We start from the raw sequence: 15,110 nt of genomic DNA, 5'->3' as shown, positions 1-15,110 counted from the left end.
TGGCTCCCGGCCATTTTTTGTCCGCTACGCGCAACCTGTGTGTTCTCAAGGAGTTAACCATGAGTGCCTTTCACGACCTCAACCTGCGTGCATTGGATGGCCAAGCGCTGCCGCTGGCACCCTTCAAGGGGCAGGTGGTGTTGGTGGTCAATGTGGCCTCCAAGTGCGGCCTGACGCCGCAATACGCCGGCCTGGAAAAGCTTTATCAGCAGTACAAGCACCTGGGTTTCAGCGTGCTGGGCCTGCCATGCAACCAGTTTGCCGAGCAGGAGCCTGATAGTGAGGAAGCGATTCGCGAGTTTTGCAGCCTCAACTACGGTGTGACCTTCCCGTTGGGTAGCAAGCTTGAGGTGAATGGGCCGGATCGCCATCCGCTGTACCGTCTGCTGGCGGGTGAAGGTGCCGAGTTCCCAGGTGACATCACTTGGAACTTCGAAAAATTCCTGGTCGGACACGACGGTCGCGTGCTGGCGCGCTTCTCCCCACGCACTGCACCAGATGATCCGAGCATCATTCAAGCTATCGAAAAGGCCCTGGGCTAAAGCCATTTGCGCCATGGCTGCGGACTAAGCCGCCCGCAGCTTGGGAGGCTGCTGGATTTCGGCATCGCGGTCGGTTCTTACAGTACGCCGGCTTTTTTCCAGGCCAGATAACTGCTCACCAACTGCGGCCCTAGCTCGCTAGGGCGCGCATCCAATACCGGCACTTTATTGGCAATCAGGTGTTCGTGCAGGCCGGCTCGGGCATTCAGGTAATCCAGGGTGCCGCAGTAATCCAGGGCGCTGGAGAGGTCCTGCACCGGGGTGTGGCGCAGGGTGTCCAGCACTTCTTCGCGCAGGCTGGCGACCAGCACGCGGTGCTGACGGCTCAGGCGTTTGACTGCGCCGAGTAGCGCTTGATCATCTTCATCACGCAGGTTGGTTACCAGCACCACCAGGGCGCGGCGGCGCTGACGGCTGAGCAGGTTTTCCACGGCGGCGGTGAAGTCTGCGGGCTGCTGGGTGCTGCGCAGGTCGTACAGGGCATTAAGCAGCACATTCAGCTGCGCCTGGCCTTTGACCGGGGCGAGGAAGCGGTTCTGTTCGCCGGCGAAGGTCGACAGGCCCACTGCATCGCCCTGGCGCAGTGCTACATAGCTGAGCAGCAGGCAGGCGTTGAGGGCGTGGTCGAAGTGCGACAGCTCGCCATCCTGGCTGCGCATGCGCCGGCCGCAGTCGAGGAGGAAGACGATCTGCTGGTCGCGCTCGTCCTGGTACTCGCGGGCAATCGGTGTGCGTTTGCGCGCGGTGGCCTTCCAGTCGATCTGCCGCAGGGTGTCGCCGTCGCGGAATTCGCGTAGCTGGTGGAATTCCTGACCCAGGCCGCGACGCTGTTGCTGGCGCACGCCAAGCTGGCTGAGCCAATCATCCACCGCCATCAGTTGCGCGCCGTACAGGCGGGCAAAGTCCGGGTAGACGCGGGTTTCACCGGCCACTGGTAGATACCGCCGAGCGCGCCATAGGCCCATGGGGCTGGGCAGGCTGACTTCGCACTGGGGGAAGTGGAAGTGCCCGCGCAGTAAAGGCCGCACGCGGTAACTGACCTGAGTTTGCTCACCGGGGTGTAGATCAACCTTGAGCGGCAGGTGCTCGAAGGCCATATCGCCGGGCAGATGGTCGAACACTTCCACCTGCAGCGCACGGTTGTAACCGTGGTGCAGGTTCAGCCGCACGTCGCTCCAGCGCCCCAGCGGCAGGTTGCCGGGCAACTGGCGTTCGATGCGCGGCGACGGCACCTGGCGCAGCAGCAGGGCGTCGATCAGGGCCAAACCGAGCAGTACTAACAGCAGGCCCCAGTAAATCGGCGTGAAGCTGCGCGGCACGGCTATGGCCAGAGCACTGCAGATACCCAGCGCAATGCCGAGGACGAACAAACCTGCGAGCAGCGCCAGCAGCGCGCGTGAGGGTTTCATGCCGTTGCGCCTTGCAATACGTGCTTTTTCAATGCGGGGGTCATAGGCGCGGTGCCGGAACCTGGTCGAGCAGTTGTTGCAGCACCTGATCCACCGACAGCCCTTCGATATCCAGCTCTGGTGACAGGCGTACGCGGTGGCGCAGTACGGCCAGGGCGCAACCCTTGATGTCATCCGGCAGCACGAAATCACCACCGCGCAGCAGGGCGCGGGCCCGGCCGCAACGCACCAGGGCAATCGAGGCGCGCGGCCCGGCGCCGATGGCCAGGCCCGGCCAGGTACGGGTGGCGCGGGCAATGCGCACGGCGTAGTCGAGTACCTGCTCATCGATTGGCAGATCGCTGGCGATCTTCTGCAGCGCCAGTACATCGCGGGCTTGCAGCAGGGTACGCAGTGGGGTGACTTCAAGCATGTCGGCTTTGCTTGAGCGCGCCACCTGGCGAACCATGTTCAGCTCTTCGCTCTGCTCGGGGTAGTCCATGCGCAGCTTGAGCATAAAGCGGTCAAGTTCGGCCTCCGGCAGCGGGTAGGTGCCTTCCTGCTCGATCGGGTTCTGCGTGGCCAGCACCATAAACGGCAGCGGTACGTTCAGGGCACGGCCTTCCAGGGTGACTTGGCGTTCCTGCATCACTTCCAGCAGCGCCGCCTGGGTTTTGGCCGGAGCGCGGTTGATTTCGTCCGCCAGCAGCAGGTTGGTAAACACTGGGCCCTTGCGCAGTTTGAACTGCTCACTCTGTAGGTCGTACACGGCGTGGCCGGTGACGTCGCTGGGCATCAGGTCCGGGGTGAACTGGATGCGTGAGAACTCACCGCCAAAGCAGCGCGCCAGGGCACGCACCAGCAGGGTCTTGCCTAAGCCGGGTACGCCTTCGACCAGGACATGGCCGCCGGCGATCAAGGCGCTGAGCACGTCATCAATCACCGCCGTCTGGCCGATCAGGGCTTTCTGCAGCTCAGTGCGTAGCGCCTGAGCCAACTGACTGGCGCGCTGGCGCTGGGCATTCGGATTGGCCGCAGCGGCTGCCGGGGCCGCTGGCGCTGGTGCCGCAGCGCCAGCTGCAACCGGCGTCTCGGTGACGGGCTCAGGGGTTACGGCAGCGGGTTCAACTTCGCTTTCCGGCTGTTCGGGGGTGTGTTCGCTCGTCATAGGGCATTCCTGAGGGTTTGCAGGTTGGCGACCTGGCGGGTGAAGTCGGCGGCGGCCAGTCGCTGCTTGGGCAACGGCCGCATGGCTTGGCTGATAACGCTGGAGGGTTGGCGGGTCAGGCGGCTAAGCACCTGCCACTGCTCGGCCACCGCGAGGCGTTCGAAACCGGGGTGACGATGGCGGGCGCGGCGCTGTATGTCCTGCTGCAAGCCTTGTAGCAGGGTGTGCTGGCCGTTGTGGCGCAGGAGGAAATCAGCGCTGCCACGCAGATGTTCCTGCAACTGGCGGCGATTGCGGCTGGCGGGCAACAGCAGCGGCCCCTGGCGCATGCCCAAATGCCACAAGCCGAATGCCAGCAGCAGCGCCAGGGCGACCAGCGCTTGCGGGAAGTGTTCCAGCAGCAGGCTGAACAGGTCATCGCGGTCGGCGCGGTAGAGTAGGGTGACCTGGCTGTCCTGGGTCATGTACCAGAGCAGCCAGGCGTTGTCGTACTCGTTGATGCTGTGGTTCTGCCAGATCCAGCTGTCGCTGACCACGCTGATCAAACCATCGCCATGGTAGAGCTGCAGCAAGTGGGTGGCGGCATCGCTGTTGGCCCAGGCGTGGGCGCGGTCCTCGGCATCGTAGAGGTGGAAGTCGGTATCGAAGTTGAAGTAGGCCGGCGCCTCTTCGTTTTCCAGGTACAACTGGGTCAGTTCCGGGTAGGCGTTGCCTTCATCTTCAGCTGCCGGGGCTTCTTCTGGTACGGGCTCGGCTGATGGCTCGGCGTTGGGTTCGTCCTCTGCTGCGGCCTCTTCATCCGCTGCTTCGCTGGCGTCTTCGTCGAGTTCTTCACTTTCGTATTGCTGGATGCCCAAGCTGTCGAGCAGCAGGTCGCCGCTTTTGCCTTCATCTTCATCCCACAGCCGCTCTGCGACAAACAGCAGGTGGCCGCCCTTGGCGGTCCAGGCCAGCAGGCGTTCGGCCTGTTTGGGTGTCATGCGGTTGCGATCACCGAGCAGCAGCAGGGTTTGCCCGACGCTTGGCAGGTCTTTCATGACTTCCAGACCATCGGCGCGCTGCACCTGCAGGCCTTGCTTGCGCAGGAAGTGTTCAGCGGCGAGGTAAGGGTTGGCCCGCGCTTCGGGATCGGGGCCGTGTTCGAGGGTTTCCTGGTAGGGCGTGAGTTTGCCCAGCAGGTAGATGCCTAGCAGGCCGAGCAACAGCAGCAGGCCCGCGCCGAGGAAAAACTGGATGCGCCGGTTCATGCCTGCGCCCCTTGTTCGAACAAGCGCCGCCAGGCCGTACACAGGCTTTGCTTAAGCGCAGCAGGCGGCAGACGATGGCCGTAGGCGAGGTTCTGCCAGTGGAGGGTCAGGGCCTGGCTGAAGTGGCTGAGGTCCTGTTGCTGAAGCGCCTGTACCCGTTGCAGCACTTCGGCTTCGGTGTGTGAGCTTTTCAGCGCCAGGCGCTGTTCATGCAGCATACGGCTGAGCAGGGCGCGGTAGAGCAGGCCGAGGGCTGCGCGCGGCTGTTCATCCCAGAGTCGTTCAACTTCGCCGGGAATATCGGCTGGCAGGCTTTGCGGCGCCACTTCCAGGCCGAATAGCTGTTCTGGCGCTTGGTAGGTACGCGCTTGTGGCAAGCGTAGGCGCCCGGCAAAGGTGCTCAGCCAATCGCGGTAACGCCACAGCAGCCAGGCGATCAGGCTGAACAGCACAGCCCATAGCAGTACCTCGAAAAACAGTGCCACTGCATCGATGCTTTTCCAGAACTCAGTGAGTTTGAAGAACTTCTCTAGCAGCTCGATCAGGGACTTGGCGTCTTCTTCGCTCGGCTCCTTGGGTTTTTCGCCTATGCGCCAGCGGGTAACGGTTTCGCGGTGTTCGAAGGGCGGCAGGTCGAGCAGTTGGCTGATGCTTTGCTGGGCCTGCGCGCTGGTCAGCGGTTGTTTGAGCAGGCGGTCGGCCTCTGGCCCCAAGGGGTCTTCAATCGGCAACGGGCAGCTGCTGGCGGTTGCGGTATCGGCGGCCATGGCGCTGTTTGGCACCTGCATTAACAGCAAGCCGCAGCCCAGCAGTAGGGCATAGGCCACGCCGGTCAGGCGTTGGCGTAAACGGCGGAACACCAGTTCGATGTCCCAGGCTTCCAGGGCGGTGCGGCGGTTTAGGTAGAGGGTGAAGCCGCAGGCCACATAGATTGGCTCCCAGAGAATCAGCAGCAGCACATAGATCAGGTTGGACAGGTGCTCCAGCCATAGCCACTCGCCTGAGGCGGCATTGATCAGGCTGTCCCAGGTCCAGTCCAGCTCCATCTGCGCCGGCAACAGCATGTAGACGAAGCTGATGATGCCGAACCACAGCGCCATTTCCAGGTGTACGCCGACGATGGTCAGCCAACTGGCACCGCCTGCATCGCGCTGGCCGAGGACGATCAGGCGCTGGCTGCGGGCCTTGCCGGACAGGCCTTCGAGCTGCATCACGGGCAGGTCGAAGCTGCGCGTGGGGCTTAGCCGGCGCCAGGTCAGGCTGGCCAGCAGTTGCGGTTTGAGCAGGCCGGGCAGGGCTTTTAGCGCTTGTTTAAGGCTCGGCGTGGCGCCGAACAGCGCGTGCGAAAGGATATACAGCGGCAGGCGTTCGTAAGCCGGTTTCAGCCACCAGAAAATCAGCACGGCGATGCTTGGGTAATCCCACAGCAGTATGCACAGCAGCGCGAAGATCGGCACGGTCACCAGCGCCCAGCTGGCCATCAGCAGGCCGGCGTGCTGCTTGGCCAATAACACGCCGAGGTCGACGGCTTCCCAGGCGCTGCGTGGGCGAATGGCGACGCTGGCATCAGTCAGGCGCATGCACACCTCGGCCAGCCAGCAGCAGGTAGCTCAGCACTAACAGCCAGAGTGCGGCGCCGACTGCGTATTTGATCGCGGGACTGGCCAGGTCCATGGATGACCAGTAGGCCTCGATAAAGGCCGCCAGCAGCAGAAACACAATGACCCCGCCGATCAGCCTTACGCTAACGCCGGCAGCTACCCGCAAGGCTTCACCGCGCGGTAGGCGGCCGGGCAACAGCAGCGCCCAGCCGAGTTTCAGGCCGGCGGCACCGGCCAGGGCAATCGCCGTCAGCTCGAAAGAACCGTGGCCGACGACGAACGACCAGAAGGTTTCGCCATAACCAATCTGCGTCAGGTGGCCGGCCACTGCGCCGATCATCAAACCGTTGAACAGCAGGAAGAACAGGCTACCCAGGCCAAACAGCAGGCCACTGGCAAAGGTCTGAAAGGCGATACCGATGTTGTTCATGATGTAGTAGCCGAACATCATCCAGTCATCGCCGGAGTCACGTTCGCTGAAACGGCCGATGCGCCTGGCGTCGGGGTCGTACATCTTCTCCATATCGGCGACTTGGTCGGGGGCCATTACCCCGTAGACCAGATCGGGGAAGTGATACACCAGTGTGCCCATCAGCAGCAGGCTGCCGAAAAACAGCAGGCTGGCGGCGGCGACAAAACGCCATTCGGCGCGGACCAGGCGCGGAAAACCCGCCAGGATAAAACCGAGCAACTGGCCGCCCAGCGGGCTGCGGTGCCGATAGAACTGCTGATGGCCGCGCATCGCCAGCAGTTGCAACTGTTCGATCAGGTGGCTGCTGTAGCCACGGCTCTGCGCCAGGGCCAGGTGCTGGCACAGGCTGCGGTAGTCGGCGGCAAAGGCTTTGCACTGCTGGCTGTCGGCCTTGCCACGCTCAAGGGCTTCGAGCTGCGTGTTGAAGGCTTGCCAGTCGGGTTGGTGCTGGCTTTCAAACAGGCTCTGTTTCATGTCGGCCCCAACAAGCCACGGGCAATGCCGTGAATCTGCTGCTCGGCCTGTTCGGGCGGCACCTGCAAGGGTTCGGCAAGAATGCTCGCCAGCTCCTGACGCCGTGCGCTGGATAGGCTCTGCGCGCGTTCGGCAAAACTGAGCAGGGCGCGCTGCTCATTCAGGTCCATGCTGAACGGCGCGCGCAAGGCTTCAGCTTGTGGTAGTTCGGGGGCTGTAGGGGCGTTATCGCGATACACCACCAGGGTGCCGGCGGCGATATCGCCCAGGCGCTTGAACGCCGGGTGATTCAGGCAGCTGAGAATACCCAGGGTGTAGCCAAAGGGCAGAATGTCGACGAAACGCAGCAGGTTGCGCGTGAGCGAGGCGGCCCAGCCAATCGGCGTGCCGTCGTCATGAATCACCCGCAGGCCCATCATCTGCTTGCCCGGTGAGCGGCCCTGGTTGAGCACTTCAAACAGCACCATGTACCACCAGGTCACGAGAAACAGCAGGATGGTGCCCAGGCCCATACCGAACTGCCCGAGCAAGGCCAGCACGGCAAACAATGCACCGAGCAGCGCGCCGCGAATCAGCAGGTCAATGCTGAAGGCCAGCGCGCGCGGCACTACCCCCGCCGGGCGCAGGATTAGATCGATGCCTTCCGGTGTTTCCACCTTATAGCGGGTATCCAGCAGCGGGCGAGCGGCGACTGAAGCAGGGTTTGGCGTGGGCGACATCGGCAGACTGCGTCAAGGAAAGCCCGATGCTAGCCAGCCGCTGCGGGCTAAGCAACCTGTCTGCATGCAATCTGCGGTTTAGTAGCGGTATGGCGCGGCTCTTTGGCCGCGATGGCCATGCAGGCGATGCTAGACTGCCAGCGCCTCAGCATCAGGACATAACAGTGACTTCCAGCCTTTTTTGGTACGACTACGAAACCACCGGTATTGACCCACGGCGCGACCGCCCGCTGCAAGTCGCGGGAATTCGCACCGATGAAGACCTCAATGAAATTGCTGAGCCGCTGAATATTTACTGCCAGCCCAGCGACGATATTCTGCCGCACCCGGCGGCCTGCCTGGTGACCGGGATTACCCCAAGCACGCTGGCACAACATGGCCTGGATGAAGCCGAGTTTATGAGCCGTGTGCATGCCGAGCTGTCGCTGCCCGGCACCTGCGGGGTGGGCTACAACAGCTTGCGCTTCGATGATGAAGTGACGCGCTACAGCCTGTACCGCAATTTCTATGACCCCTACGCCCGTGAGTGGCAGGGCGGTAATAGTCGCTGGGACCTAATCGACCTGGTGCGTACGGCCTACGCGTTGCGCCCGGAAGGCATCGTCTGGCCGGAAGAGGAAGGGCGGGCGACGCTCAAGCTGGAGCGGCTGACGGCTGCCAATGACATCGAGCACGGCCAGGCCCACGATGCACTGTCCGATGTGCGCGCTACCATCGCCCTGGCGCGCGTGCTGCGCAGCAAGCAGCGCAAACTCTATGACTATTTGTATCAGCTGCGCAGTAAACAGCGCGTGCAGGATCAGATAAAACTGCTGCAACCCCTGGTGCATATCTCCGGTCGCTATGCCGGGGCGCGGCATTACCTGGCAGTTGTGTTGCCGCTGGCTTGGCACCCGCGTAACCGCAATGCACTGATCGTTTGTGATCTGCAGGCCGATATATCACCGCTGCTTAATGAGTCCGCCGAGACATTGCGCACGCGCCTCTACACCCGCCGCGATCAATTAGCTGAGGGTGAGTTGCCTGTACCGCTGAAATTGCTGCATATCAACCGTTGCCCGGTTGTTGCGCCGATGAATGTATTGCGCGCGGAAGATATTCAGCGCCTGCAACTCGATGTGCCGGCTTATCAGGCACAGGCCGAACAATTGCGCAGTAATCCTGGGCTGTGGCAGAGCAAACTTGCCCAGGTGTATGCCGAGGAGCAGTTCGCCGCCAATCAAGACCCTGAGCAGCAGCTATACGATGGCTTTATTGGTGATCGTGATCGCCGACTTTGCGAACAGGTGCGGCGTGCCGAGCCGCAGCGTTTGGCCGACGCTGTTTGGCCATTTGATGATGGGCGTTTACCGGAGCTGTTGTTTCGTTACCGGGCGCGCAACTTTGCCTCGACCCTGAGTGCTGAAGAGCAACAACGTTGGTGGGCATTTTGCCAGCAGCGTTTGAGCCAGCCCGAGTATGGTGCGCCGAATACGCTCGAGCAGTTCAGTCAGGCACTTGCCGCAGTACTTCCAGATAGTGGTGCGTCGCAGCAAGCTATGTTGCTGGAGTGGCGTGATTATGCCGAGCAGTTACGCCAGCGTTATGCCCTGTAACCGGTGGGGGTAAATGCTGGTTGCACTCCTGAAACAGCACCCATAAAAAACGCCAGCAGTGCTGGCGTTTTTGCTTAAAGCGTGTGGTGCTTACGCGGCAGGCTTAACCCAGCAGGGTTGCCCAGCCTTCAACGACATCGCCGTTCCACTTGGCTTTCCACTCTTTCAGAGTCTTGTGGTTGCCGCCTTTGGTTTCGATAACTTCACCGGTGTGCGGGTTTTTGTACTGCTTAACTTTGCGTGCGCGCTTGGTACCAGTGGTTTTGCTGGCGGAAGTGGCTTTGCTGCTTTTGGCGGTTGGGTCGAGCATGGCAATAATGTCGCGCAGCGACTTCTGGTATTCACCCATCAGTGCGCGAAGTTTGCCTTCGAATTCCAGTTCTTTTTTCAGCTTGTCGTCTTGCGACAGATTCTTCAGGCGATCTTGCAGCTCTTTGATGGCTTCTTCGGTGGCGCGGTATTCGTTGATCAACGACATATTGAGGTACCTGTATTCGGGATTGACGATTAAGTGACAGCAATAGTAGTCAGGCACTTTTCACAAGTAAACCGCTTTGTTGGTATTTTTTCTGAATTGTATTGTTAAATAACTTATCGAGGACGCTATCTGTTGCGTGCGCCCAGTTATTCACCCGTTATTACGGTGGTGTTTGCTCCATGGACGCTGCTGCAACTCTTCGAGCTTGCGCCACTGCGGTGTTGGCTGGGTTGTTTGAGTACTGCAGTTTTCCCTGGCTGTGACTAGAATGGCCGACTTTATCTGAGCGCTGGAGCCGTTGATGCGTACTTTTCGATTGGTCATCGCCTGTCCGGACCGGGTCGGGATCGTGGCCAAGGTCAGTAACTTTTTGGCCACCTATAACGGTTGGATTACTGAAGCGAGTCATCACTCGGATAACCAGAGTGGTTGGTTCTTTATGCGCCACGAGATTCGCGCGGATTCGCTGCCTTTTGATCTGGAGGGTTTCCGCCAGGCGTTTGCACCGATTGCCCGTGAGTTCTCCATGGAGTGGCGGGTGACCGATTCTGCACAGAAAAAGCGCGTGGTGCTGATGGCCAGCCGCGAGTCACACTGTCTGGCCGATTTGCTGCACCGCTGGCACAGCGACGAGTTGGATTGTGAAATCCCCTGCGTGATTTCCAACCATGACGACCTGCGCAGCATGGTTGAGTGGCATGCCATTCCGTACTTCCATGTGCCGGTTGATGCCCAGAACAAGCAGGCGGCCTTCGATGAGGTGGAACGCCTGGTCAAGGCACATCAGGCCGACGTTATCGTCCTGGCCCGCTATATGCAGATTCTTCCCGCACAACTGTGTGCCGAGTTTTCCCAGCGGGTGATCAATATCCATCACAGCTTTCTGCCGTCGTTTGTCGGCGCCAAGCCGTATCATCAGGCGTCGCTGCGTGGGGTCAAGCTGATTGGCGCGACCTCGCACTATGTCACCGAAGAGCTGGATGCCGGGCCGATCATTGAGCAGGACGTGGTACGCGTCAGCCATCGCGACAGCATCGAAGAGATGGTGCGCCTGGGTAAGGATGTAGAAAAGATGGTGCTGTCGCGTGGTCTACGCTATCACTTAGAGGACCGGGTGCTGGTGCACGATAACAAGACGGTAGTGTTCGACTGAAGTGCATCGGGCAGTTTGGTTCAGTGCTGACAGAGGGATTTACTGATGCTCAAGTCAATCAAAGTACGTGATTACATGACCCGCAATCTGGTGACTTTCCGCCCTGAAATGAACCTGTTCACCGCCATCAATCGTTTGCTTGAGCACCGTATTTCCGGTGCGCCGGTGGTCGATGGGCAAGGTCACCTGGTGGGTTTGCTGTCAGAGGGTGATTGTTTGCGCGGCATTCTTTCCGGGGCTTATTACGAGTCGGCGGGTGGCGATGTCAGCTCTTACATGACCACCGAGGTGGAAGTGATTTCGCCTGAGGCGGATATCATCGAAATTTCCGAGCGTTTTTTGCGTGGCCGGCGTCGGCGTTTGCCGGTGGTCGAAGAGGGGCGCCTGATCGGGCAGGTCAGCCGCAGCGATGTGCTGCGTGCGGTCAAGGAGTTCGCCCAGCATGACGAAGGTCATGTGGTGCTTAATTGAAGACAGGCAGCGTGCACTGGAGGTTTTATGACGGACCCGCTCGCGCGTGGCACATCCTGCGCCCCACCTGTGCTCGGGGAAGGCTGTACCCAGCGCTATGACCCGCAGGCGCTGACCCCCGAGGACGGTACCGAGTTTGCCGATGCCGCCGAGCTGTGGCGGCAATTGCAGCAAGACGAACAGTTGCCAACGAGCAACGACAAGCAGAAATAAAAACGGGGCGCTCACTGAGCGCCCCGTTTTTTTGCTGCGTGAGTTAAATGCGGAAGCTATCGACCAGCTGCTTGAGTCGACTGGCCTGTTGCTCCAGATCACCGCAGGCGCGCAGGGTGGCGTTGAGGTTTTCCACGCCTTCCTGGTTAAGGGTGTTGATTTCGGTGATGTCGACGTTGAGTGATTCAATCACCGAGGTCTGCTCCTCGGTGGCGGTGGCCACCGACTGGTTCATGCCGTCAATCTCGCCGATGCGCTCGGTTACGCTCCCCAAGCGCTCGCCAGCCTGGTTGGCAATCACCACGCTTTCTTCGCTGTAGCGTTGGCTTTCGGTCATGGTGGTGACCGATTCGCGCGAGCCGACTTGCAGCTCCTCGATCATTTTCTCGATCTCTTGCGCCGACTCCTGGGTGCGGTGGGCCAGGTTGCGTACTTCATCGGCTACTACGGCAAAGCCACGGCCTGCTTCACCGGCGCGCGCGGCCTCGATGGCGGCGTTAAGCGCGAGCAGGTTGGTTTGCTGGGAGATGCTCTTGATCACCTCAAGAATTTGGCCGATGTTCACCGTCTTGCTGTTGAGGGTTTCGATATTGCTGCAAGAGGCGCTGATCTTGGCCGACAGCTCGTTCATCGCCACGATGGTTTTTTCCACCACCTGGCGGCCGTCCTCGGCCAGGCCGCGCGCATCGGAGGCCTGGGTTGAGGCGTCAGCGGCGTTACGCGCAATTTCCTGAGCGGCGGCCCCCAATTCGTTGATCGCTGCGGCCACGCTGTTAGTGCGGCTGGCTTGCTCGTCCGAATTGATCATCGACGAGTTGGAGGCGCCGACCACTAGTTTTGCTACTTCATTGACCTGGCTGGTGGCTGACGACACTTCACGGATCGAGCTGTGGATACGCTCGACGAACTGGTTAAACGCGCTGGCCAGGCGGCCGAACTCGTCGTTGGACACAATGGTCAGGCGCTTGGTCAGGTCGCCTTCGCCCTGGGCGATGTCCTCCATGGCTTTACCCATGACATTCAGCGGTTGCATCAGCACGCTGATCAGCATGCTCAACAGCAGCATGATCAGCACCACCGCGATGATGGTGGCGACGATCGCCGAGGCGCGGAACTCGTTGAGCATCGAATAGGCCTTGGCCTTGTCGAGTGACAGGCCTACATGCCAGTTCACCGAGGGCAGGCCCTTGACCGGGGCGAAAGTGAGGATGCGAGTCTCGCCATTAAGCTCGGCTTCACTGAAATCGCCGCTGATCCGTGGGGTATTTTTCGGGTAGACCTCGCTGAGGTTTTTCATCACCAGAGATTTGTCCGGGTGCACCAGGATCTTGCCGTCAGCGCTGATCAGAAAGGCATAACCCATGCCGGCAAAATCCAGCGAGTTGATGATGTCGACCAGGGTGTTAAGGCTCAGGTCACCCCCGACCACCCCGGCCGCTTTGGCGGGCGTGGCGATGGTGATGATCAGTTCGCTGGTGGCAGCGTCGACATAAGGTTCGGTCAGGGTGCTGCCGCCGGCGGCCATGGCGTCCTTGTACCAGGGGCGCTGGCGCGGATCGTAACCATCCGGCATGTCATCATTCGGGCGCATGGTGAAGCTGCCGTCGGCGCTGCCCAGATAAGTAAAGGCGAATGTGGACGCCAGCACTTTCTGCTCCAGCAGGCCGGTCAGGGCTTCGCTGGATGAGTCGCGAGCGACCGATTGAGCGACGTTTTCCACCAGCAGGATGCGCCCTGATAGCCAGTTGGAAATGTTGCTGGCGGTGACATTACCCATCTCCTGAAGATAACTTTCCAGATCATCACGGATGGCGTTGCGTTGCAGGTAATCGTTGTACAGGGTGAACAGCGAGAAGGCGGCGATCACCACCAGCGAGGCAGCGAGCAGAATCTTGTGGCTGAACTTCAGGTTGTTGGTCATGGCTTCTTGCGTCCGGTAAGTTCTGGCATCAGTCTTGGGCTGATGTAAGGCAATGGCTGTCGCAGGGTATGCGGCATGCTGACTATGTCGGCTTAGTTGTAGTAAAGCTTTAATCATGGAGATAACAAGATGGCGCAAACCGATCAGTTTGTTGTGGGGGCCGATCTTGAGGGGCTGCCGGTAGGGCAGGCGTTACGCCTCGCCAACCGTCACGGGCTGATTGCCGGCGCGACGGGCACAGGCAAAACGGTGACCCTGCAGCGCTTGATCGAAACCTTCAGTGATGCCGGCGTGGCGGTGTTTGCCGCCGATGTAAAGGGTGACCTCTGCGGCCTGGGAGCAGCCGGCGCACCGCAAGGTAAAGTGGCCGAGCGCATTGCCAGCATGCCCTGGCTTAATCACCAGCCGATGGCCTACCCGGTAACCCTGTGGGATGTGCATGGCAAGAGCGGCCACCCATTGCGCACCACACTGAGTGAAATGGGGCCTTTGCTGCTCGGGGCGCTGCTGGAGCTGACCGACAGCCAGCAGGCGGCACTTTATGCTGCATTTAAGGTGGCGGACCGCGAAGGTTTGCTGCTGCTCGACCTGAAAGATCTTAAGGCGTTGTTGGCGCATCTGAAAAGTCACCCTGAGGTGCTGGGTGAAGACAGCGCGCTGTTTACCTCAACCTCATCGCAAGCGCTGTTGCGCAAACTGGCCGGGCTAGAACAGCAGGGCGCCGAGGCGCTGTTTGGCGAACCAGCCCTGCAGTTGGAAGACATTCTGCACCCAGACCGCGATGGTCGTGGGCGCATCCACCTGCTCGACGCCAGCCGTTTGGTGCATGAGGCGCCGAAGGTCTATGCAACCTTCCTGCTCTGGCTGTTGGCCGAATTGTTCGAGCAGTTACCAGAACGTGGCGATGCCGATAAGCCGCTGCTAGCGCTGTTCTTCGATGAAGCGCACCTGCTGTTTGCTAATACGCCCAAGGCCTTGCAAGAGCGCCTGGAGCAAGTAGTGCGGCTGATCCGCTCGAAAGGTGTTGGTGTGTATTTCGTTACCCAATCGCCAGGTGACTTGCCGGACGATGTACTGGCGCAGTTGGGGCTGCGCATTCAGCACGGCCTGCGTGCCTTTACCGCCAAAGAGCAGAAGTCGCTGCGTGCGGTCGCCGATGGTTTCCGGCCCAATCCGGCTATCAACACGCTGACGGTGTTGACCGAGCTGGGCATTGGTGAGGCCCTGGTCGGCACGCTGGAGGCCAAAGGTACGCCGGCCATGGTCCAGCGCGTAGCCGTTGCGCCGCCGCAGTCGCGTATCGGGCCGTTGAGCGAGGCTGAGCGTGCGGTCTTGATTCAGCAGTCGCCGTTGCGTGGTCGCTACGACAAGCCGGTTGATCGTGAGTCGGCCTATGAATTGCTCACAGCCCGGGCCGAGCAGGCTGCGCAGCAGGCCGAGCCAAGCAAACCGGGCGCTGCAAGCAAGCAAGCTGAGACCAGTGGTGGGATTGCTGGCGCTGCCGGCGAACTGCTTGGTGGTCTGGCCAGTCAGGTGATGAAAACGGCCATGCGCCAGGCAGCCAATCAGCTCGGTCGGCAACTGGTGCGCGGTCTATTGGGTTCGCTGATGGGGGGCAAGAGGCGCTGAGTCCGTGGTCATCTCAATCAGGGATGGCCACGTGATCTG

The 15,110-nt window shown here is 60.7% G+C and carries 14 protein-coding genes; 6 read left to right on the top strand and 8 right to left on the bottom strand.

The genetic code is table 11. From position 1 onward, the window contains the following. Nucleotides 1–59 precede the first annotated feature (59 nt). Entirely contained in the window at nt 60–542 is a 483-nt protein-coding gene (locus AC0T4W_RS16735) for a glutathione peroxidase (protein WP_476320869.1), read from the top strand. A gap of 77 nt (nt 543–619) precedes the next feature. On the opposite strand, the gene AC0T4W_RS16730 is transcribed toward AC0T4W_RS16735, so the two are convergent. Genes AC0T4W_RS16730 through AC0T4W_RS16705 form a run of 6 tightly spaced genes read right to left on the bottom strand, consistent with a single transcriptional unit; the run spans nt 620 to nt 7,611 of the window. Then, complete coding sequence (locus AC0T4W_RS16730) at nt 620–1,951, bottom strand: DUF58 domain-containing protein (protein ID WP_476320867.1); 1,332 nt, start codon at nt 1,949–1,951, stop codon at nt 620–622. A 40-nt stretch (nt 1,952–1,991) separates the two neighbouring features. After that, nucleotides 1,992–3,098 (bottom strand): AAA family ATPase, encoded by a 1,107-nt coding sequence (locus AC0T4W_RS16725; protein ID WP_476320865.1) that lies wholly within the window; start codon nt 3,096–3,098, stop codon nt 1,992–1,994. Beyond that, nucleotides 3,095–4,345 (bottom strand): DUF4350 domain-containing protein, encoded by a 1,251-nt coding sequence (locus AC0T4W_RS16720; protein ID WP_476320863.1) that lies wholly within the window; start codon nt 4,343–4,345, stop codon nt 3,095–3,097. Before AC0T4W_RS16720 ends, AC0T4W_RS16725 begins: the two co-directional genes overlap by 4 nt. Next, nucleotides 4,342–5,925: a DUF4129 domain-containing protein gene (locus AC0T4W_RS16715; protein ID WP_476320861.1), complete on the bottom strand. Its 1,584-nt coding sequence runs from the start codon at nt 5,923–5,925 to the stop codon at nt 4,342–4,344. The genes AC0T4W_RS16720 and AC0T4W_RS16715 overlap by 4 nt, the downstream gene beginning before the upstream one ends. After that, nucleotides 5,912–6,892, bottom strand: a complete 981-nt coding sequence (locus AC0T4W_RS16710) for a stage II sporulation protein M (RefSeq protein WP_476320859.1) — start codon at nt 6,890–6,892, stop codon at nt 5,912–5,914. Before AC0T4W_RS16710 ends, AC0T4W_RS16715 begins: the two co-directional genes overlap by 14 nt. Continuing rightward, a complete protein-coding gene (locus tag AC0T4W_RS16705; RefSeq protein ID WP_476320857.1) occupies nt 6,889–7,611 on the bottom strand; it encodes an RDD family protein in 723 nt (240 codons plus the stop codon). The genes AC0T4W_RS16710 and AC0T4W_RS16705 overlap by 4 nt, the downstream gene beginning before the upstream one ends. A gap of 164 nt (nt 7,612–7,775) precedes the next feature. Here AC0T4W_RS16705 and sbcB point away from each other — a divergent pair, with 164 nt between their 5' ends. Then, a complete protein-coding gene (sbcB, locus tag AC0T4W_RS16700) occupies nt 7,776–9,206 on the top strand; it encodes an exodeoxyribonuclease I (RefSeq protein ID WP_476320855.1) in 1,431 nt (476 codons plus the stop codon). A 103-nt stretch (nt 9,207–9,309) separates the two neighbouring features. Here the strand turns inward: sbcB and mvaT are convergent, their stop codons facing one another. Next, nucleotides 9,310–9,684: a histone-like nucleoid-structuring protein MvaT gene (gene mvaT, locus AC0T4W_RS16695; RefSeq protein WP_476320853.1), complete on the bottom strand. Its 375-nt coding sequence runs from the start codon at nt 9,682–9,684 to the stop codon at nt 9,310–9,312. Nucleotides 9,685–9,985: 301 nt separating this feature from the next. Between mvaT and purU the strand changes: the two genes are divergently transcribed. Genes purU through AC0T4W_RS16680 form a run of 3 tightly spaced genes read left to right on the top strand, consistent with a single transcriptional unit; the run spans nt 9,986 to nt 11,521 of the window. Continuing rightward, on the top strand, nt 9,986–10,837 hold the full coding sequence (purU, locus tag AC0T4W_RS16690; protein WP_476320851.1) for a formyltetrahydrofolate deformylase: 852 nt from the start codon (nt 9,986–9,988) through the stop codon (nt 10,835–10,837). A gap of 45 nt (nt 10,838–10,882) precedes the next feature. Continuing rightward, nucleotides 10,883–11,308: a CBS domain-containing protein gene (locus tag AC0T4W_RS16685; protein WP_476320849.1), complete on the top strand. Its 426-nt coding sequence runs from the start codon at nt 10,883–10,885 to the stop codon at nt 11,306–11,308. Nucleotides 11,309–11,335: 27 nt separating this feature from the next. After that, the gene (locus AC0T4W_RS16680) at nt 11,336–11,521 is read left to right on the top strand and encodes a hypothetical protein (RefSeq protein WP_476320847.1); all 186 of its coding nucleotides are present in this window, start codon (nt 11,336–11,338) and stop codon (nt 11,519–11,521) included. A gap of 43 nt (nt 11,522–11,564) precedes the next feature. Here AC0T4W_RS16680 and AC0T4W_RS16675 read toward each other — a convergent pair whose 3' ends face one another. After that, nucleotides 11,565–13,442: a methyl-accepting chemotaxis protein gene (locus tag AC0T4W_RS16675; RefSeq protein WP_476320845.1), complete on the bottom strand. Its 1,878-nt coding sequence runs from the start codon at nt 13,440–13,442 to the stop codon at nt 11,565–11,567. 129 nt (nt 13,443–13,571) lie between these two features. On the opposite strand from AC0T4W_RS16675, the gene AC0T4W_RS16670 reads away from it, so the two are divergent. Next, complete coding sequence (locus AC0T4W_RS16670) at nt 13,572–15,071, top strand: helicase HerA-like domain-containing protein (RefSeq protein WP_476320843.1); 1,500 nt, start codon at nt 13,572–13,574, stop codon at nt 15,069–15,071. Nucleotides 15,072–15,110 lie beyond the last annotated feature (39 nt).

This window comes from Pseudomonas sp. C7.1, from assembly GCF_056312395.1.
Note: the sequence above shows the minus strand (reverse complement) of the source record. Positions and strands in the feature narration are given on the sequence as shown.